Origin of the sequence: Streptomyces sp. NPDC102441 (assembly GCF_044765585.1) — a bacterium.
GTDB lineage: Bacteria > Actinomycetota > Actinomycetes > Streptomycetales > Streptomycetaceae > Streptomyces.
On the sequence record NZ_JBIWKH010000009.1, the window covers coordinates 46025 to 64563 of the forward strand.

17 protein-coding genes are annotated in these 18539 nt (G+C 71.8%); 7 read left to right on the forward strand and 10 right to left on the reverse strand.

Going from position 1 to position 18539, the window contains the following annotated elements; genetic code table 11:
- The first annotated feature begins 45 nt into the window (after positions 1-45).
- Positions 46-723, forward strand: a complete 678-nt coding sequence (locus tag ACIREO_RS20665) for an AIM24 family protein (RefSeq protein ID WP_404112125.1) — start codon at positions 46-48, stop codon at positions 721-723.
- Positions 723-2567, forward strand: coding sequence for an ATP-binding cassette domain-containing protein (locus ACIREO_RS20670; protein ID WP_404112128.1), 1845 nt, complete (start codon positions 723-725; stop codon positions 2565-2567). Before ACIREO_RS20665 ends, ACIREO_RS20670 begins: the two co-directional genes overlap by 1 nt.
- Before the next feature lie 18 nt (positions 2568-2585).
- On the opposite strand, the gene ACIREO_RS20675 is transcribed toward ACIREO_RS20670, so the two are convergent.
- The 4 genes from ACIREO_RS20675 to zapE all read right to left on the reverse strand — a co-directional run bounded on the left by ACIREO_RS20675 (position 2586) and on the right by zapE (position 6811).
- Positions 2586-3485 carry a polysaccharide deacetylase family protein gene (locus ACIREO_RS20675; RefSeq protein WP_404112879.1) on the reverse strand — a complete coding sequence of 300 codons (900 nt, stop codon included), beginning with the start codon at positions 3483-3485 and terminating at the stop codon, positions 2586-2588.
- A gap of 118 nt (positions 3486-3603) precedes the next feature.
- The gene (locus ACIREO_RS20680) at positions 3604-4980 is read right to left on the reverse strand and encodes an alkaline phosphatase PhoX (protein WP_404112131.1); all 1377 of its coding nucleotides are present in this window, start codon (positions 4978-4980) and stop codon (positions 3604-3606) included.
- A gap of 184 nt (positions 4981-5164) precedes the next feature.
- Positions 5165-5590, reverse strand: coding sequence for an OsmC family protein (locus tag ACIREO_RS20685; RefSeq protein ID WP_404112133.1), 426 nt, complete (start codon positions 5588-5590; stop codon positions 5165-5167).
- Positions 5591-5674: 84 nt separating this feature from the next.
- Positions 5675-6811, reverse strand: coding sequence for a cell division protein ZapE (gene zapE / locus ACIREO_RS20690; RefSeq protein ID WP_404112135.1), 1137 nt, complete (start codon positions 6809-6811; stop codon positions 5675-5677).
- Positions 6812-6848: 37 nt separating this feature from the next.
- Between zapE and ACIREO_RS20695 the strand changes: the two genes are divergently transcribed.
- From ACIREO_RS20695 to msrB, 4 genes are all read left to right on the forward strand, one after another.
- The gene (locus ACIREO_RS20695; protein ID WP_404112138.1) at positions 6849-7628 is read left to right on the forward strand and encodes a pyrimidine reductase family protein; all 780 of its coding nucleotides are present in this window, start codon (positions 6849-6851) and stop codon (positions 7626-7628) included.
- A 158-nt stretch (positions 7629-7786) separates the two neighbouring features.
- Positions 7787-8239 carry an indole-3-glycerol phosphate synthase gene (locus ACIREO_RS20700; RefSeq protein ID WP_404112140.1) on the forward strand — a complete coding sequence of 151 codons (453 nt, stop codon included), beginning with the start codon at positions 7787-7789 and terminating at the stop codon, positions 8237-8239.
- A gap of 45 nt (positions 8240-8284) precedes the next feature.
- Positions 8285-9679, forward strand: a complete 1395-nt coding sequence (murC, locus tag ACIREO_RS20705) for a UDP-N-acetylmuramate--L-alanine ligase (protein WP_404112143.1) — start codon at positions 8285-8287, stop codon at positions 9677-9679.
- Positions 9680-9689: 10 nt separating this feature from the next.
- Positions 9690-10097, forward strand: coding sequence for a peptide-methionine (R)-S-oxide reductase MsrB (gene msrB, locus ACIREO_RS20710; protein ID WP_404112146.1), 408 nt, complete (start codon positions 9690-9692; stop codon positions 10095-10097).
- Positions 10098-10148: 51 nt separating this feature from the next.
- Here msrB and ACIREO_RS20715 read toward each other — a convergent pair whose 3' ends face one another.
- From ACIREO_RS20715 to ACIREO_RS20735, 5 genes are all read right to left on the reverse strand, one after another.
- Positions 10149-12326, reverse strand: a complete 2178-nt coding sequence (locus ACIREO_RS20715) for an MMPL family transporter (RefSeq protein ID WP_404112149.1) — start codon at positions 12324-12326, stop codon at positions 10149-10151.
- A gap of 40 nt (positions 12327-12366) precedes the next feature.
- On the reverse strand, positions 12367-12915 hold the full coding sequence (locus ACIREO_RS20720) for a TetR/AcrR family transcriptional regulator (RefSeq protein WP_404112152.1): 549 nt from the start codon (positions 12913-12915) through the stop codon (positions 12367-12369).
- A gap of 113 nt (positions 12916-13028) precedes the next feature.
- On the reverse strand, positions 13029-13511 hold the full coding sequence (locus tag ACIREO_RS20725; RefSeq protein WP_404112155.1) for a hypothetical protein: 483 nt from the start codon (positions 13509-13511) through the stop codon (positions 13029-13031).
- A gap of 116 nt (positions 13512-13627) precedes the next feature.
- Positions 13628-14062, reverse strand: a complete 435-nt coding sequence (locus ACIREO_RS20730) for an SgcJ/EcaC family oxidoreductase (protein ID WP_404112158.1) — start codon at positions 14060-14062, stop codon at positions 13628-13630.
- A 27-nt stretch (positions 14063-14089) separates the two neighbouring features.
- The gene (locus ACIREO_RS20735) at positions 14090-15034 is read right to left on the reverse strand and encodes a helix-turn-helix domain-containing protein (protein WP_404112161.1); all 945 of its coding nucleotides are present in this window, start codon (positions 15032-15034) and stop codon (positions 14090-14092) included.
- Positions 15035-15176: 142 nt separating this feature from the next.
- On the opposite strand from ACIREO_RS20735, the gene ACIREO_RS20740 reads away from it, so the two are divergent.
- Positions 15177-16052 (forward strand): peptidoglycan-binding protein, encoded by an 876-nt coding sequence (locus tag ACIREO_RS20740; RefSeq protein ID WP_404112164.1) that lies wholly within the window; start codon positions 15177-15179, stop codon positions 16050-16052.
- A gap of 68 nt (positions 16053-16120) precedes the next feature.
- On the opposite strand, the gene ACIREO_RS20745 is transcribed toward ACIREO_RS20740, so the two are convergent.
- Positions 16121-18535 (reverse strand): GTPase-associated protein 1-related protein, encoded by a 2415-nt coding sequence (locus ACIREO_RS20745; protein WP_404112167.1) that lies wholly within the window; start codon positions 18533-18535, stop codon positions 16121-16123.
- Positions 18536-18539 lie beyond the last annotated feature (4 nt).

An 18539-nucleotide genomic window follows, 5' to 3' on the forward strand; every position in this document is an offset into this window, starting at 1 on the left:
CGGAGTTCTTGGCGGAACAGAGGGCTCCGGGTGAGGATGCACGGCATGAAGAGCGATCTTTTTTCCAGCGAGCACACGGCGCAGCAGGCCACGGTCCCCGGCATGACCCTGCAGAACGACAAATCCATAAAGTACGCCGTCAACGGTGAGATGCACGCACGTCAGGGGTCGATGATCGCCTTCCGGGGCAATCTCCAGTTCGAGCGCAAGGGCCAGGGCATCGGCGGCATGCTCAAGCGCGCCGTGACCGGCGAGGGGCTGGCCCTGATGGCCGTCACCGGCCAGGGCGAGGCGTGGTTCGCGCACGAGGCGGCCAACTGTTTCATCGTGGAGATGGAGCAGGGCGACGTCCTGACCATCAACGGCCGCAACGTCCTCTGCTTCGACGCGAGCCTCTCCTACGAGATCAAGACCGTGAAGGGCGCCGGGATGACCGGTGGCGGGCTCTTCAACAGCGTCTTCAGCGGATACGGCAAACTCGGCCTGATCTGCGAGGGCCACCCCATCGTCATTCCCGTCACCGCGCAGCAGCCGGTGTACGTCGACACGGACGCGGTCGTCGGCTGGAGCGCCCAGCTCTCCACCTCGCTGCACCGTTCGCAGAGCTTCGGCTCGATGGTGCGCGGCGGCTCGGGCGAGGCGGTCCAGCTGATGCTCCAGGGCGAGGGCTTCGTGCTCGTACGGCCCAGTGAGCTCAAGCCGGAGAAGCCGTCGGCCAATTGATGCTGCAAGGAGTGGGCCGCCGGTACGGCCTGCGCGGTCCCTGGGTGCTGCGCGGGCTCGACCTGGAGCTGCCCGCGCGCACCCTGGTCCGGATCGAGGGTGCCAACGGTGTCGGCAAGTCGACTCTGCTGCGGCTGCTCGCCGGCATCGACGCGCCGACCGAGGGGCGTGTGAGGGGCCGGCCGCGCACGGCGTACGTCCCCGAACGGTTCCCCGCGGCGCTGCCGTTCACCGCGGCCGGCTATCTCATCCACATGGGCCGTGCCCACGGGCTCCCGGCCCCCGAGGCCGCGGCACGGGCCCAGGAGTGGCTGGCGCGCTTCGGGGCCGCAGAACACGCCCGTACACCCCTCGCGGAACTCTCCAAGGGCACCAGTCAGAAGGTCGCCGTCGCCCAGGCGCTTCTCGCCGGTCCTGACCTCCTCGTCCTGGACGAGGCCTGGACCGGACTGGACACCGCGGCCCGCGAAGAACTGGACGGGGCCGTCGCCGAGCGGGTCGCCGACGGCGCCACGGTGGTGTTCGTCGACCATGACCCGCGGCGGCTCGCCGGGTCGGCCGGCCGCTCCTACCGGCTGGAGGGCCGCGCCCTCACCCCGGCGACGGTCGCGCCCGGCGACGCCGGTCCGCCCGTCCGGATCGAGGCGACGGGCCGGCCGTCCGCCGCCCTCCCGCCGGAACTGCCGGGCGCCCCGGTGGTGGAACGGGACGAGGGGAACCCGGCCGCGGTGCGGCTCACGACCACCGCGGCGCACTCGGACCCCCTGCTCCATGCCCTTCTCACGGCCCGTCCGCCGTGGCACATCACCGGGCTCTCGCAGCTCCCCGCGCCGGTCCCGGCCCCCGTGGCCGCCTCAGCCCCGGACGGCACAGCCGTGGACCTGATCGGCCGGCCGGCTCCCGGCGCCGTGCCCGGAGCCGCAGCCGGGCCGGACCCGGTCACGGCCCGCGCGGTCCGTTCTCCGGGCCGTGCCACGGCGGCCGTGATGCGCTATCAGGCCGCGACGCTGGCACGCTCCCAGCGCTGGCTCGCACCCCTCCTGCTGTACGCGGCCGTCCTCGGCATCGGCGTACGGGCGGGGCAGCCCCTGCTGGACTCGCTCGGCTGGGCCGCCGCCGCGCTGCTCCCCGTGGCCGCCTGGTTCGTGCGGCTGTGCGTCGCCCAGGAGCCGCCCGCCGCCCGCCGCCCGGACCGTCACCGCCGCCGCCGTCGGGCCGTCGCGTGCCCACTGCGCCTCGTTGCTCACAGGCCTGGGATGCGCGCTCGCCCTGGGCGGTGCGGGTTGGGGGCTCGTGCTGCTGATCAGCGACCCGGTCAGCACCGGCCGCACCGCCGCCGTACCGCTGCTGCCCGCCGCGCTCGCCGGACTGCTCGCGGCAGGGTGTTCCGCGCTGCTGGGAGCGGCGGTCGGGGCGCTCTGCGCCCGGCCGGTCCTGCACCGCCACGGCTGGTCGCTCGCCGCCACCGTGCTCGGCTCGCTGCTCGCGCTGGTGACCGACGGCTCACCCGCGAAGGCCGCGGTGACAGGCCTGGTCTCCGGGTCGCTGACCGGCACGGTGCGGGTGCCGGTCCTGCCACTGGCAGGGGCCGTCCTCCTCGCCGTCGCGGTGGCCGCCCTCACATCCCGGCTCGCCGCTCTGCGCGAGTGAGTAGGCTCGTACGTATGGACGATGCGTACTGCGAGACGCCCGCGCCGGCCCCCGCGCCCGTGGACGCGGGCCCGCCGTACGCCGAGTGCGTGCTGTGCCGGAAGCCGACCGAGTTCCCGGAGTCGACGAGGGGCGCCACCCTCTGCCCGGTCTGCGCATGGCAGGAGGCGGGGCGCACCGCCTGTTCCGGCTGACGCCCGGGAGGGGCGCACTCAGCCGCGCATCAGCTCGGAGACCTTGACGAAGCGGTAGCCGCGCTCGCGCAGCTCCGGGACGATCCGGCGTACGGCGTCCTCGGTGACGGGCGCCGCGCTGCGGGTGCAGTGCATGACCACCAGCGACCCCGGCTTCACCTCTGCCAGCACCTGCTCGGCCACCGCGTCCGCGTCCGTGGCGAAGGCGTCCCCGCTGACCACGTCCCACTGGACCGCGGTCACCCCAGTCGGGGCCAGGGCCTTCAGCGACGCGTCGTCGTAGCAGCCGCCGGGGAACCGGAAGTACGGCACGACATTGCGCGCCCCGGTCCCGCGGATCGCGGTGAAGGCTCTCTCCACCTCGCGCCGCATGTCCGGCTTCTCGACGGTCGGCAGCCCGTAACAGGGGGAGGAGAAGGCGTAGTGGCTGAACGAATGGTTGGCGATCTCGAAGAGGGGATCGGTGCCGATCGAGCGGGCCTGGGCCGCATACTCCTGCGCCCACCTGCCCGTCATGAACACAGTCGACGGGATCTTCAGCCGGCGCAACGACGCGATCAGCGCGGGATTGTCGAAGTGCTCCCCGTCGGCGGCGCGCGGCCCCTGATCCGCCGTCATGTCCGCGTCGAAGGTGAGGGCCACGACCTTGTCGGCGGCCCCGCCCGCCTCGGCCCGCTTGTCCGGCGTACCGGAGCCGGGGGCGGAGCCGGCGTCGTCCGCCCGTCGCTCGAAGACCGGCGTGAGACCGCCGGGGCCCGGGGCCAATACGGGGGGCTTGCTCTCCGGGACCCGCGAAGGGGACGCGGATCCCGTCGCGGGTTCCGGAGAGGCCTTGGGCAGCGCTGCGGTCCTGGCTCGGGTGTCCTCGGCGCTTCCGCAGCCGGCGAGCACCCCACTCAAAACAGTCAGCACGATCATCGTACGAACGGATTTGATCACTGAAGGACGCTAGCCGGTGGTTCATCGGATGATGCTCACGGCACTCCGGCGGCCCGTCCGCCGGGCCGCCGGATCACCCGTCTGCCTTCGGGCCCCGTCAGCGCCAGGGGCCCGTCACCGCGAACGTCGTCCCCGGTGTGTAGCAGTTCACGAACATCGTCCCGCCGTCCGGTGAGAACGTCACGCCCGCGAACTCGCCCCACTCCGGTTCCCCGGCTGTGCCGATGTTCTGCCGCCCCCGGGCCATCGCGTAGACCTCGCCGCGTCGCGTCACCCCGAGTACGTGCTGCGCACCGCCCCCGTCCTCGCAGACCATCAGCCCGCCCCCTGCGGCGAGGCAGATGTTGTCCGGGGACTCGCCCGGCAGCTGGATGTCGGTGTCCGGGCCGAAGACGATCACCAGGGTGAGCCGGCGCCGCTCCGGTTCGTACCGCCACACCTGGCCGAAGTGGTCGGCGGCCGACCCCTCCGAGCTGTGCGCGAAACTTGACACGAAGTACACCGATGAGCCGCCCCAGTAGCAGCCCTCCAGCTTCTGGGCGTGCGTGATGCCCTTCCGCCCGAAGTCCTGCAGCCGGATCGGCGTCCGGGCCGCCTGCGGATCAGGTACGGGGACCCACTCGATCCGGTCGAAGCTCGCACCCGTCTCCTGGATCACGGAGAGGTCCGGCACGCCGGGGACCCGCATGGCCTCGAGAGCGCCGCCGGCCCGCAGGGAGCCTGTCCCGCCGAGCGGCTTCTCGGGAAGGAAACGGTAGAAGAGCCCGAACGGCTTCTCGAAGGCGTCCTCCGTCTCGTACACGATGCCGTTCTCGGGGTCGACCGCGATGGCCTCGTGCTGGAAGCGGCCCATCGCGGTCAGCGGTACGGCCCCGGTGCGGCGCGGATCGGCGCCGTCCACCTCGAAGATGAAGCCGTGGTCCTTCGTGTAGCCGTTGGTGCCGGCCTTGTCCTCGGTCTCCTCGCAGGTCAGCCAGGTGTTCCAAGGGGTAGGGCCGCCCGCGCAGTTGACGGCGGTACCCGCGATGGCGACGCGCTCGCCGTGTACACGGCCGCGGCCGTCGAGTTCGAGGGACGTACAGCCGCCCTTGCCCATGGGGTCGTAGGTGAGGCCCTCGATCGTGGGAACCGCGATCTTCGCGTCCGCGCGGTTCTCGTGGTTGCGTACGAGATGGACCCGGCCGCCCCGGCCCGCGAAGGCGGACATGCCGTCGTGGTTGCTGGGGACCGGGCCCTCGCCGGAGCGGAGCGGGTCGCCCTCCCGGGAGAGCACCCGGTAGCGGAAACCTTTCGGCAGGTCGAGCAGGCCGTCGGGGTCGGGCAGGAGGGGGCCGTAGCCGCTGTGGCCCCTTGCGGCGGCGGTGCCGGAGAAGAGTTCGGTGAAGGCCCCGGCGAAAGCGACCGAGGCGGCGGTCGCGGCGCTGCCGGCCAGGACCTGTCGTCGTGTTGCGAGGTGTCGAGGTGTGGATGACATGAGGCAACTCCCTGTTGGCGGACAGGTGAAGTGACCCGCATGTGTGTACCACGCGCCGTGGCGCACGGGAACCATGCGGACCACGGTGCCCCTTGTGTCCCCGGGGCGGATGAGGCCCCGGGGACCAGGGCCCTGTCGTGGAACTCGCGGCAGGCGGGAGTTCGCTGACAGGCCCTGAGCGGGATCAGGCCAGCGACGCGGTGAGCGTGATGGTGGTGCCCGAGAGCGCCTGGCTGACCGGGCAGTTCGCCTTGGCGTCCTCGGCGGCCTTCGCGAAGCCCGCCTCGTCCAGGCCGGGGACCTCGCCCTCCACCGTGAGGTGGATACCGGTGATGCCGGTGCCAGGCTGGAAGGTGACCTCGGCCTGGGTGTTCAGCCGGGTGGGCGGGGTGCCCGCCGTGGCCAGACCGTTGGACAGGGCCATCGAGAAGCAGCTGGAGTGCGCGGCGGCGATGAGCTCCTCGGGGCTGGTCTTGCCGTTCGCCTTCTCCGCGCGGGACGGCCAGGAGACCGGGTACGCCCCGATCCCGGAGGAGTCGAGGGTGACAACGCCGTTGCCCTCGAGCAGGTTGCCTTCCCAGACCGTGTGCGCCTGACGCGTGGTAGCCATGCTGGATCCCTTCAAACGGTGTGCGCGGTTGGTACGGGCGTACGCGGCACCCGGAGGCACTCGTACGCCCTGCAACCACCGAACCTACTGCGCCACCAGCCCCTTTGCGTCACGTGCCAGCGCCGTCAGCCGCGAGATGGCCCGGAAGTACTTCTTCCGGTACCCGCCGTTCAGCATCTCGTCACTGAAGAGCCGGTCGAAGGGAAGACCGGAGGCGAGCACCGGGACCTCGCGGTCGTACAGCCGGTCCGCGAGCACCACCAGACGCAGTGCTGTCGACTGGTCGGGCACCGGCTGCACATCGGTGAGGCAGACCGCGGTGATCCCGTCCGTCAGCGCGCCGTACCGGCTCGGATGCACCCGGGCGAGATGGTCGAGCAGGCCCGGGAAGTCATCGAGCGAGGCTCCCGGAGCCGCGTACGCGGCCCTGGTGACCTGGTCGTCGGAGTACGGCGGCGGCGCCTCGGGCAGTCCTCGGTGGCGGTAGTCCTCGCCGTCGATCCGCAGCGGCCGGAAGTGCGAGGACAGCCCCTGGATCTCGCGGAGGAAGTCGGCCGCCGCGAAACGGCCTTCCCCGAGCTTCCCGGGCAGCGTGTTCGATGTGGCGGCCAGTGCGACGCCCGCCTCGACGAGCCTGCTGAGCAGGGACGACACCAGGACGGTGTCACCCGGGTCGTCCAGTTCGAATTCGTCGATACAGAGCAGCCGGTGCCCGCTCAGGGTCTGCACGGTCTGCTGGAAGCCCAGCGCGCCGACCAGGTTCGTCAGCTCGACGAAGGTGCCGAAGGCCTTGAGCGAGGGCGCGGCCGGGGTGGCGTGCCAGAGCGAGGCCAGCAGGTGCGTCTTGCCGACGCCGTACCCGCCGTCGAGGTAGACGCCGCGCGGGCCGGCGGCAGCCTGCTTCTTCCCGAACCGCCCACCCGTCGCCCGCCACCACCCCACAGAGGATGCGCTTCGCGCTCTTCCTGTCTTACCCGCCCCCGTCGCATGAGCCCCGCCGAGCCCCGCCGCGAACGAGCTGAGGACCTCGACCGCCTCGGTCTGGCTCGGCTGGTTCGGGTCGGGTACGTACGTATCGAAGCGCACCGAGTCGAAGCGCGGCGGCGGCACCATCTCCGCGACCAGGCGGTCGGCGGGGACGCGCGGCTCGAGGGCGCACAGGGACTGCGGGGCCGTTTCGGCTATGGGGCTCTGCCCCGGCACGGCGGTGGAGGACGACACAACTCCTCACCTTAAGGGCCATGCCAGACTGCTGGGCATGCGACGCCTGCTCCCTGTGACGGACCTGACAACCACGGCCGCCCCGGCTTCCGCCGCCGACCGCGAGTGGACGCTCGACGAACTGGCCGAGGCCTACGCCTATCCCGACGGCGGGCGTTCCTGGCTCCGGGCCAACATGGTCTCCACCCTGGACGGAGCCGCCCAGCACGACGGCCGCTCCCAGGGCATCTCGAGCGCCGGCGACATGAGGATCTTCGGCACCCTGCGGGGCCTGGCCGACGCGGTCGTCGTGGGCGCCGAGACGGTGCGTACGGAGGGCTACCGGCCGGCACGGGCCCGCGAGGCCTTCGCCGCCCGGCGCGAGGCGGCGGGCCAGGGGCCCGCCCCGGCCGTCGCGGTCGTCAGCGCGAGCCTGGACCTGGACTTCTCGCTTCCGCTCTTCGCCTCGCCGGTGGTCCCGACCCTCGTGGTCACCGGGGCGACGGCACCCTCGGACCGGGTCCAGGCGGCCCGGAAGGCGGGCGCCGAGGTGCTGTTCGCCGGGGACGGCGCCGCGGTCGACCCGGCCCGCGCGGTCGCGGAACTGGATCGGCGGGGCTTCAGCCGGCTCCTCACCGAGGGCGGGCCACGCCTGCTCGGCCAGTTCGTGGCGGCCGGGGTGCTGGACGAGCTCTGCCTGACCCTCTCGCCGCTGCTCACGGCCGGGGACGCGCAGCGCATCGCGGGCGGTCCCGCCGTCGCCGTGCCGGAACGTTTCTCCCTCGTCTCGCTCCTGGAGGAGGCAGGATTCCTCTTCACCCGGTACGGGAAGATCTGACACTTAGTGGAATTACCCGTTCCGGTTAGCTCCGGATGGGCACACTTAGTCCTGCAACCCCGTGCGACTGCGGGGAAGGATGGTTTCAGCAACAGTGGCCGTCGCTGCGGCCGACGAGACGAAGCGGAAGGGCGCCTGTCGTGTTCACAAGCGTTTTGATGATCGAGAAGCCCCTCACTCCCGAGGACGTGGAATTCGTCACGACCCTCCACGGCGAGGAGCAGATCTCATTCGTCGTGCTGATGCAGCCCCGCAGCGACCAGGCCGACGTGCTGCTGCGTGCGATCGATGACGTAGCGATCGGCGAGCTGCGGGAAGCCGTCCGCGAAGGGGAACAGCCGGAGGGCAAGGAAGCCAGGGAGCCGGCCGAGATGGCGCTGGAGTACTCGCTCCGGGAGCTGCGCGAGGCGGGTTCCGAGGCCATCGGACAGGTGATCGAGGATCACCCCCTGGACAAGCTGAAGACCGTGGTCGACGACTCCGGGGCCGACGAGGTCATCGTGCTGACGGCGCCGCACTACGTCGAGGAGTTCTTCCACCGCGACTGGGCGTCCCGGGCGCGGCACAAGGTCGGCGTACCGGTGCTCAAGCTCTTCGCGCACAGCGAATAGGCTGGGGCCGGACCCAGACCCACCCACAGCTCGGGAGAGACACGTATGGCACCCGGTATTCCTGCCGCCCTTGAACGGCCGCACTTCATCGGCATCGGCGGCGCCGGAATGTCGGGCATCGCGAAGATCCTCGCCCAGCGCGGCGCGAAGGTGGCGGGCAGCGACGCCAGGGAGTCCGCCACGGCCGAGGCGCTGCGCGCGCTGGGAGCGACCGTCCACATCGGGCACGCGGCCGGGCACCTGGCCGACGACGCGACCTCGGTGGTCGTCTCCAGCGCCATCCGCGCCGACAACCCCGAGCTGGTCCGCGCCGCCGAGCTGGACATCCCCGTCGTCCACCGCTCCGACGCGCTCGCCTCCCTGATGGAGGGCGCACGCGCCATCGCGGTCGCCGGCACGCACGGCAAGACCACCACCACGTCGATGCTCGCCGTCGCCCTGTCCGAGCTGGGCCTCGATCCCTCGTACGCCATCGGCGGCGATCTGGAGGGCCCCGGTACCAACGCCACGAACGGGGACGGCGACATCTTCGTCGCCGAGGCCGACGAGAGCGACCGGAGCTTCCAGAAGTACGCCCCCGAGGTCGCGATCGTCCTCAACGTCGAGCTCGACCACCACGCGAACTACGCGTCGATGGACGAGATCTACGAGTCCTTCGAGACCTTCGTCGGCAAGGTCGTCCCGGGCGGCACCCTCGTCATCGCCGCCGACCAGCCCGGCGCCGTCGAGCTGACCCGCCGGGTCCGCGACCTCTCGTCCCTCACCGTCGTCACCTACGGCGAGTCCGAGGGCGCGGACGTCCGCGTGCACAAGGTCACCCCGCGCGGGCTGACCAGCGAGGTCACGGTCGTCCTCAACGGCAGGTACCTGACCTTCACGGTCTCCGTGCCGGGCCGCCACTACGCGCACAACGCGGTCGCCGCGCTCGCCGCCGGTGTCGCCCTCGGTATCCCCGCACACAACCTGGCCTCCGCCATCGGCAAGTACACCGGGGTCAAACGTCGTCTCCAGCTCAAGGGAGAGGCGGCCGGCGTGCAGGTCATCGACTCGTACGCACACCACCCCACGGAGATGACCGCCGACCTGGAGGCCATGCGCGGCGCTGCGACCGACGCGCGCATCCTGGTGGTCTTCCAGCCCCATCTCTTCTCCCGCACCCAGGAGCTCGGCACGCAGATGGGCCAGGCCCTCGCTCTCGCCGACGCCTCGCTGGTCCTGGACATCTACCCGGCGAGGGAGGACCCGGTCCCGGGCGTCACGAGCGCAATGATCATCGACGCAGCGAAGGCCGCGGGCGCGGACGTCACTGCCGTCCACGACAAGGCGGCGGTTCCCGCCGCCGTCGCGGGAATGGCGAAGCCCGGCGATCTGGTTCTCACCATGGGAGCGGGCGATGTCACCGACCTCGGCCCGCAGATCCTGGACCACCTGTCGAGCTGAGGGAGCCACCGTGTCGTACGACGTCGAGAAGCCGGACGAGCAATGGCAGGCGGAGCTGACGCCCGCCGAGTACGCGGTGCTGCGCAAGGCCGGCACAGAGCCCGCCTTCGTGGGTGAGTACACCGACACGAAGACGGCGGGCGTGTACTCCTGCCGTGCCTGCGGGGCGGAGCTGTTCCGCTCCGACACCAAATTCGAGTCCCACTGCGGCTGGCCGTCCTTCTACGACCCGAAGGACACCGACGCGGTCGAGCTGCTCACGGACAACACCATGGGCATGACCCGCACCGAGGTGCGCTGCGCCCGCTGCGGCTCGCACCTGGGGCATGTCTTCGAGGGCGAGGGCTATCAGACGCCCACGGACCAGCGGTACTGCATCAACTCGATCTCGCTGACGCTGGCGCCGGACGAGAGCTGAGCCGGACGGCCCTCCGGTGTCCCCGGCCCCCGGCCGGGGACACCGGCGCGCTCACGTCTTCACGAGCTGCGCCGCCTGCGGCTCGACCGGGATCTCCCGGTGCAGCCGCTCGCCCTCGATGTCGAGATCGGGCAGGATCCGGTCGACCGGCCGGGGCAGCCACCAGGCGGCGCGCCCCAGAAGGTGCATGACCGCGGGCACGAGCGCCATACGCACGACGAAGGCGTCGACCAGCACGCCGATCGCGAGGGCGAACCCGATGGACTTGATGACCGGGTCGGGCATGAAGACGAATCCACCGAAGACGGCTGTCATGATCACCGCCGCCGCCGTCACCACGCGCCCGTTGTGACCGACCCCGCTGATGACGGACTCGCGGGCGTCGGAGCCGTGGACGAAGTCCTCCCGCATACGCGAGACGAGGAAGACCTCGTAGTCCATGGCCAGCCCGAAGAGGATGCCGATCAGAAGGATGGGCAGGAAGCTGACCAGCGGCCCGGGTGTGTCGAGGCCGACCAGCTCCGCCAGATGACCTTCCTGGAAGATCGCGACGGTGATCCCGAAGGTGGCGCCGATGGTCAGCAGGAAGCCCAGCGCCGCCTTGAGGGGCACCAGGACCGACCGGAAGACGAGCATCAGCAGCAGGACGGACAGCCCGACCACCAGCAGCAGATAGACGGGCAGCGCGTCGGCGAGCTTCTCGGAGACGTCGATGCCGACCGCGGTGGCGCCGGTCAGCGAGATGGCGGCGCCCCCGACGTCCGCCACCCGGTCACGGATCTCGTTGACGGTGTCCTCGGTCGCGGCGGCGGTGGGGCCGGTTTCGGGGATCACGGCCAGAAGAGCGGTCGTGCCCTTCTCGTTCATCTGCGGGGCGGCGACGGCCAGTACCCCGTCGGTGTCCGTGATGACCGCGGCGGCCTCCTTGGCCGTCTCGCCCGTCGCCCGCGCGGTGTCGCCGGACACGACGGCGACCAGCCGTCCGTTGAAGCCCTCGCCGAACCCCTCGGTGGTCAGGTCGTACGCGTCGCGGTTGGGTGACCCGACCGCCTCGGTGCCCGCGTCGGGCAGTGCCAGACGCATGTCCTGCACGGGCAGGGCGAGAGCGCCGAGGCCGACCACACCGAGAACGAGGACGGGCACGCGCAGCCGTGCCACGATCCGGCCCCAGCGGAAGCCGAAGCCGTCCCCGGCCTCGACGGGGGCGGAGGCGGAGGGGGGCGTCCGGTCCCGGGTCCGCTGCTTACGGGGCAGGACGCGGGTGCCCGCGAAGCCGAGGGCGGCCGGCAGGAGTGTGAGGGAGACCAGCACCGTGAGAGCGACCGTGGCCGCGGCCGCCAGGCCCATGACCGTCAGGAACGGCACACCGGCGACGGCGAGCCCGGCCAGCGCGATGACTACGGTGGCCCCTGCGAAGACGACGGCCGAACCGGCGGTCCCGGCCGCCCGGCCTGCCGCCTCCTCCCCGGTCATGCCCTCCGCGAGGTAGTGGCGGTAACGGGAGGTGATGAACAGGGCGTAGTCGATGCCGACCGCCAGGCCCAGCATGAGCGCCAGGATGGGCGCGGTGCTGGTCAGCTCCACCGTGCTGCTGAGGGCGAAGAGACCCGCCATGCCGGCTGCCACGCCGACCAGGGCGTTCAGCAGGGTCATGCCCGCGGCCACCAGGGAGCCGAAGGTGAGGACCAGGACGAGGGCCGCGACCGCGACACCGATGATCTCGGTCGAACCGATCTCCGGTACGCCCCGCATGATCTCGCCGCCGTGCTCGACGCGCAGATCGGCGACGGACGCGCCCGCCTCACTGAACGCCTCCCGCTGCGCGTCGGTGATGCCGTCGGCACCCGACTCGAACTGCACCTGGATCAGGGCGTAGCGGCCGTCCTGCGAGACGGCCTTGGACACGAAGGGGTCGACGGCCGAGAGAACACCGGGGACCTTCCCGGCCTCCTCGGTCACGGGAGCCACAGCCGAGGGCGTGAGCCTGCCGCCCTCGGGTGCGGCGACGACTATGGTCCCCGTCGCGCCGCCCGCCTGCGGGAACTCCCGGGCGAGCGAGTCCAGGGCCTTCTGAGACTCGGTGCCCGGGATCGAGAACTTGCTGGTGGTGGGCCCGCTGAAGGCCGCGGCGCCCCCTCCGAGCAGGGCGAGCAGCAGGAGCCAGAGGGCGAGGACACGCCCTCTGCGGCGGAAGGAGAGCCGGCCGAGCCGGTACAGCAGTATTGCCATGCGAGAGAGACGTCTTTCTCTTCGGTCTGGACGGCTTCCGTCAGCTGGTCGGATGCCCGAGGGTTCTCAGGGCTCCCCGGACCAGTTCGGCACGCATCGTGACGGGTTCGGCATCCACGTCGGAGGCGACCGTGACAGCCACGCCGCCGATCACCATCTGCGCCATGACGCGCGCACGCGGCTCGTCCGAGCCGCCGGCCAGTGCGGCCGCGAGCTGGTCGACCGCCCGGGGGATGACGGCCAGCACGGGATGGCCGAGCATGTCGGGCAGCTCGGCAAAGATGATCTTTATTTCCAGGTGGAAGCGCATGGCGAGGCCGACGTAGCCCGTGACGGCGGATTCGGCGGCCCGGCCGCCGGTCAGCGCGGCCAGCTCCTCGCCCATGGCGGACAGCCCCTCGGCCGGAGGGGTCAGCAGTTCGGTGAGGATCGCGTCCTTGCCGGTGAAGTGGTACAGCAGGGACGCCTTGGAGCAGCGCGCCTCGACTGCGATGTCGTGCAGCGAGGTCCCCTTGAAGCCGTGCTCGGCGAAGAGACGCAGCGCGCAATCAAGGATCTGGCGGCGCATGGGGGAAGGCGGACGTGGCATGGGGCCACCGTAGCTGACCGATCGGTCAGAGCTGACCGATCGGTCAGGGATTCTTGCCGGGACGCCGGTCGCAGCGTGTCCCCGGAGGTACGGCCCTAGGAAAACGAAAGACCCTAGTCCTCGTCGGACCCGGCCCCGGACTCCGCGGCTGCCTCGGCCCGCAGCAACGGGTGCACGACCCCGGGGAACACCCTGGCCCGTACGACCTCCTCGGCCGCGCCGCCCTGCACCACGGTCTCGGCCATGCCCCACGGGCGTCCCGCCAGGTGGACGGTGAGCGTGTACGAGGAGGAGCAGCCCATGCACTCGTAGCGGTCCGCCCAGACCTCCACATCGGTGACGCTGCCCGGGTAACGCTTCACATGCCGGTGCCGGGCATGGCAGTGACCGCAGGTCTCGCCCGGCTCGCACGTGCCGCCGCACGGACAGGGCACGTCCAGCGACTCCGCGGGCTGCCACCGCTGGATCAGCCGCGCGTCGCCGGTGACGCCCATGTCCTTCATCGCCTTGAGGTTCCGCGCGGCGACGTTGTACGACTCACCGGTCGCGGCCATCCGGTCCCGGATGACGTCCTTGCGTCCACGGTTCGTCGTCATGCCGTCTCCTCCTGGGGTGTCACGCAGCCCGCCAGGAGGCACACGAGATCAGAACGTCCCACGGTACCGCCTCACAGGCACCGTGGGACACGCATCGGGATCGCGGCTGTGGGCCCTTACGCGGTGGCCTGTGCGTCCAGGGCCATTGCGGCGTCCAGCGAGACCAGACGCGAGTTCTGCAGCGTTGCGATCTCCCAGCGGTCGTTCTGCCAGACCACCGAGAACAGCTGCAGGAAGTAGCGGCTCGGCAGCGGCTCCTCCTCGCCGGCCATCACCATGCCGAAACGGTGGTGCACCACGCCCGAACCCGGCCCGATGATCCGGGCGAACTGCACCTCGCCGTGCACGAGCCGGGAGCCCTTCAGTACCGTGTCGAAGACCGGCTGCTGAAAAGCGATCACTGTGTCGCGCCCCTTGTGGACGGTTCCGTCGAAGTCCACGAGCTCGGCGTCCTCCGCGAAATCGGAGACGAACGCGGCGGCGTCGCCGCTGTTCCATCCCTCGATCATCCGGGCAGGGACAGCACTCAGAGCTTCAACCGAAGGTTCCATGTCCTGGCCTTTCTATGTTCTGTGCTTTCAGTCACCATCCTCGTCGGGCCGGGCGGCGGACTCATTGACCATCCGTGCACAGTCGTTGGACACGCGCGCACCCGGGCTGTACCCGTAGGTGGCCTTGAACAGCCGGTTGAAGTGCGCCGGATCTGCGAACCCCCAGCGGGCGGCCACAGCCGCGACCGTGGAGCTCCTCCGGGCAAGGTCCGCGCGGCACCGCTCCAGGCGCCGCCAGCGGATCAGGGCCGCCACCGTGAGCGGCTCGTCCTGGAAGAGCTTGTGAAGGCGGCGTACCGACACGTGGTGTGCCGCGGCCACCTTGGCGGGGGTGAGATCCCGGTCGGACAGCCTCGCCTCGATGAAGCCGGTGATCCGCGTGCGAAGAACCTCGTCGGCGACCGGACGCGCGGCACCCAGGCCGGCCGACAGCATCACCGCGATCAGCTCGATCACCGCCGCCGCCGACCGGTCCGCCTCGTGGGTGCGGAATCCGTCCAGGGACCGCGCCATGTCGCGTGCGAGCGAGGACACCAGAGCGCCAGGGCCTCGGTCACCGCGAATACGCACGCCGGTCAGCCGGGCGGCGTCGTCCGCTCCGAGCCGCAGCGAGTGCCGCGGTATCAGCATCGTCACGTGGGTGGTCGCGGAACTGGCGAACCGCACCGGCCGCACCGGGTCGATCAGGACCAGGTCCGTGGGGCCCAGCACGGCGGTGCTGCCGCCCTGCTCGGCGCGCACCTGCCCCCGTGCCACCACCTCGACCTGCCACAGCTCACTGTCGGTGGCCCGCGCGGACCGTGCGTCGCGGAAACACTCCCCGGCCGGGGTCACCAGTTCGGTCAGCCGCAAGGGCCCCAGGTCACGGCTCACCAAGCTCGCACTGAAGCCTTCGCCCGGGGGCCGGCCGCCGCGCAGGGGTGGCAGACCGCTCTGCCCGAGCGTCTCCAGGAAACCATCAGCGCTGTCCATCTCGTCAGTCTTCCAGCCCTCAAGGGCACTTCGGCACACAGACAGACGATCGCCGCTGCGGGTTCGGACGGTTGTAAGGCGGGGCAGGACGACGAGGGACAGCTCGAGAACCGATGCACCACCTGAGTGAAGGAGCACCACGATGGCAACGCCTCTGTCCGCCGACAAACTGCTCAAGGCTCTGCGGGACGAGGGTCTGCACGTCGTCGAGCACCGGAGCTGGCGCACGCACAACCGTAACCACAAGGGTTCGTGGGGGCCCGTGCACGGTGTGATGATCCATCACACCGTTACCTCGGGCACGGACAGCTCCGTGGACCTCTGCTACGACGGCCATTCCAGTCTGCCGGGCCCGCTGTGCCACGGTGTGATCGCCAAGGACGGCTCGGTCCACCTGGTCGGCCACGGCCGCGCCAACCACGCCGGGCTCGGCGACGACGACGTCCTGCGCGCGGTGATCAACGAAACGGCGCTGCCCGCTGACAACGAGGCCAACACCGACGGAAACCGCTCCTTCTACGGCTTCGAATGCATCAATCTCGGTAACGGCAAGGACCCTTGGCCGGCCGCCCAGCTGGAGGCCATCGAGAAGGCGGCAGCCGCGATCTGCCGGGCCCACGGCTGGAACCAGCGCTCGGTGATCGGCCACCTGGAGTGGCAGCCGGGGAAGGTAGACCCGCGCGGCTTCACGATGGACTCGATGCGCGGCCGGGTCAGGACACGTCTCGGAGGCGATCCGGACGGCCCGTCGAAGCCGCCCGCCCCGGCGAAGTACGAGCCGTTCCCCGGAGCCGCGTTCTTCCGGGTCGGCCGGCACAGCGCCGTCATCACGGCGATGGGGAAGAGACTGGTGTCCGAAGGCTGCGGAAAGTACGAGGTAGGCCCCGGCCCGGACTGGTCGGAGGCGGACCGCAAGTCGTACGCCGCGTGGCAGCGCGAGCTGGGCTACTCGGGAAGCGACGCGGACGGTGTCCCGGGCAAGGCCAGCTGGGACAAGCTCAAGGTGCCCAACGTCTGAGTCCGTACGGAGCCGGGTGCGGCGGTCCTCCGACGGGCGGGACCGCCGCACCCTCCCCTAGCCCGAGGTCACCCCCGGCGTACCCGTCCGGCGATCCTTCTGCCGAGGCGCCCAAGGGAGCGGGACGGCCGGTTCCAGGCGCGGAACGCGTCCACGGTGCGGCTGGTGCCCTCCCGCTCAACGGCCTGCTCCACCGCGGCGAGCTCCTCGGGGGACAGGCCGCGTACCGCGGGGCGCAGCACCTCCTCCAGCAGGGCGGTCCGGGTCCGGGTCCAGTCGCTGCCCGCGTGGGGGTGGGCGTTCCAGACGGTGAAGCAGTCCGCCGCGTACGCGGGATCCGCCCGCAGCAGTGCCTGGACCGCTTCGCGGCGGGCCGCCCTGCCGTACGCCGCGATCAGGTCCTCGTCCCCGCTGTGCACGAAGGCGTACAGCTCGTCCGCGGGCCGGCCGGGAGCCAGCAGCCGCTCGGACAGGGCGCCGAAGGCGTGCTCCAGGGCCAGGGGCTCCGCCGGTTCGGCGCGGCTGCGCAGGGTCCGGGCGTGGTCCGCCCAGCCGGGTTCCGGCGTACCCGAGCGCAGGTCGCGCGCGAAGTCCAGCAGCATCAGGCAGGCGCGTACCCGGGAGCCGATCTCCTGCGGGAAGCCGCGCAGCAGGTCGTGGGCGAGTTCGGGGGCGTCCTCGTCGTCGAAGGGCGCGGCCAGCGCGGCGTCGACCAGGTGCGACCAGGTGCCCGCCGTCCGGTGGGCGTCGGACGTGGTCTCGCCCAGCAGTGACCTGGCCTCGCCCGCGGTCGGGGTCTCCTCGCCCCACACCAGGCCGACAGCCGTCCGCAGCACCAGTGGCTCGGCGAACGGGGACATGCCCGCCGCGCGCAGCACCGTGTGCAGGATTCCCACCCGGTCGGCGCCCCGCGCCTTCGCCCCGGGGGCCTCGGCGCACATCCGCAGATGCGGGAGTGCCTGCGTCCCGGTGAACGGCAGGGCCACCCGGACCAGCAGCCGCTCCATGTCCGCCGGGCGGTCCGGGGCGAGCCGGTCGAGCTCGCCCAGGAGTGCCGTACGGATGTCGAACTGCTCGTCCAGCAGATCCAGCAGCGCGCGGCCCGCGGCCGCCTCGGGGTCGTCGAGCAGCGCGCCGGCCAGCCGGCCCACCACGCCGGGCAGCAGATCCGCGCTGTCGACGCCGAGCAGCCGGACGATCCGCAGCAGCTGCACCGTCCGTCCGACACTCCCGGGCGCCCCGGGGGAGAGCTCGGCCAGCAGCTCGTCGCCGAGCTCATCGACCAGCGCGGCGAGCACGCGCTCCCCGGCGGTGTCCGCGAACGCCGAACGCGCGGGCGGCTCCAGGGTCACATCGCCGCCACGTACCGCCTCCGTCACCAGGAGCGCGGCCAGGGGTGCGGTCACGGCGGCGGGGCAGCGGCCGTCGAGGGCCGTCAGCAGCCGGAGCGCGGCGGCGCACTCCGCGGCCGTGCGGTCGTCGGCGGGCGCGGTCAGCGCGTCGGTCAGCTGACGGGTCCGCTTCTCGTCCAGCGCGTACGGCCGCTCGGCCGCCCAGTCGGCGGCCGCTGCCCGTTCGTCGGACCCGAGCGCGATGCCGGCGCCGAGCGCGGTGACGGCGAGCGGTCCGGCGGCGAACGGCTCGCCCGGCAGCTCCGCCGCCTCCCGGAAGAGCTCGGGGGACCGGCTGCGCCAGATCCGGGCGGCCGTTCCCGCCCACGCGTCGTCCACGGCTCCGGAGGGGCGCGGACCGGAGGCGGTGTGCACACGGAAGCGGGGATCGCGGACGTCGGGTGCGTCCTCGGGAAGGACACCGATGACCTGGTGCGTGGTGCGTCCGGGATGCCGGGTGTAGGTGGTGAAGGTCAGCCGCTCGGCATGGTCCCGGGGCAGCACGGCGGTGGCGAGCGCGACCCAGCGGGCCACGTCCGCGCTCTGCCGCTCCACGAGCACGACCGGGGGAGCGGACGGGTCCTCGCTCACGCGGCGCAGATCGCTGAGCACCGAGGGGAGCCAGGGGCTGCGGGCCACGGCGAAGTCGCCGAGGCCTTCCCGGGTGAGCCCCCGTGGCGGACCCTGCGCGGCGGCCATGGAGGTCAGGGGATCGAGCGGCATGCGGTCCGGCGTCGTGGAGAGCCACCCCGGGCCACCCCACGCGGCGACCGGGAGCACTCGGCCGGGTATCGGCGTACCGGGCAGGAGGTGTACGGCGTGGGCGTGGAACCCGCCCGTGCCCGTGGCCACCGTACGGCTGAGCAGATGGCTGCCGTCGGAGAGCAGGACGAAGCCGAACGACACCGGCAGCGCGCGGAGCCCGGCATCGGGGAGCCGGCCGGGAGTGCCCGCCGGGGCGTCGTACGCCAGAAGCGGCGCGGCCTCCGCGCGCACCGGCCCGGGTATCGCGGGGTCCACGGCGGTGAACCGGCCGGCGGGCGCCCCGCCCCCGGACGTGACGGAGGTGTAGTGCAACTGCGGGAGGCTCATGTGT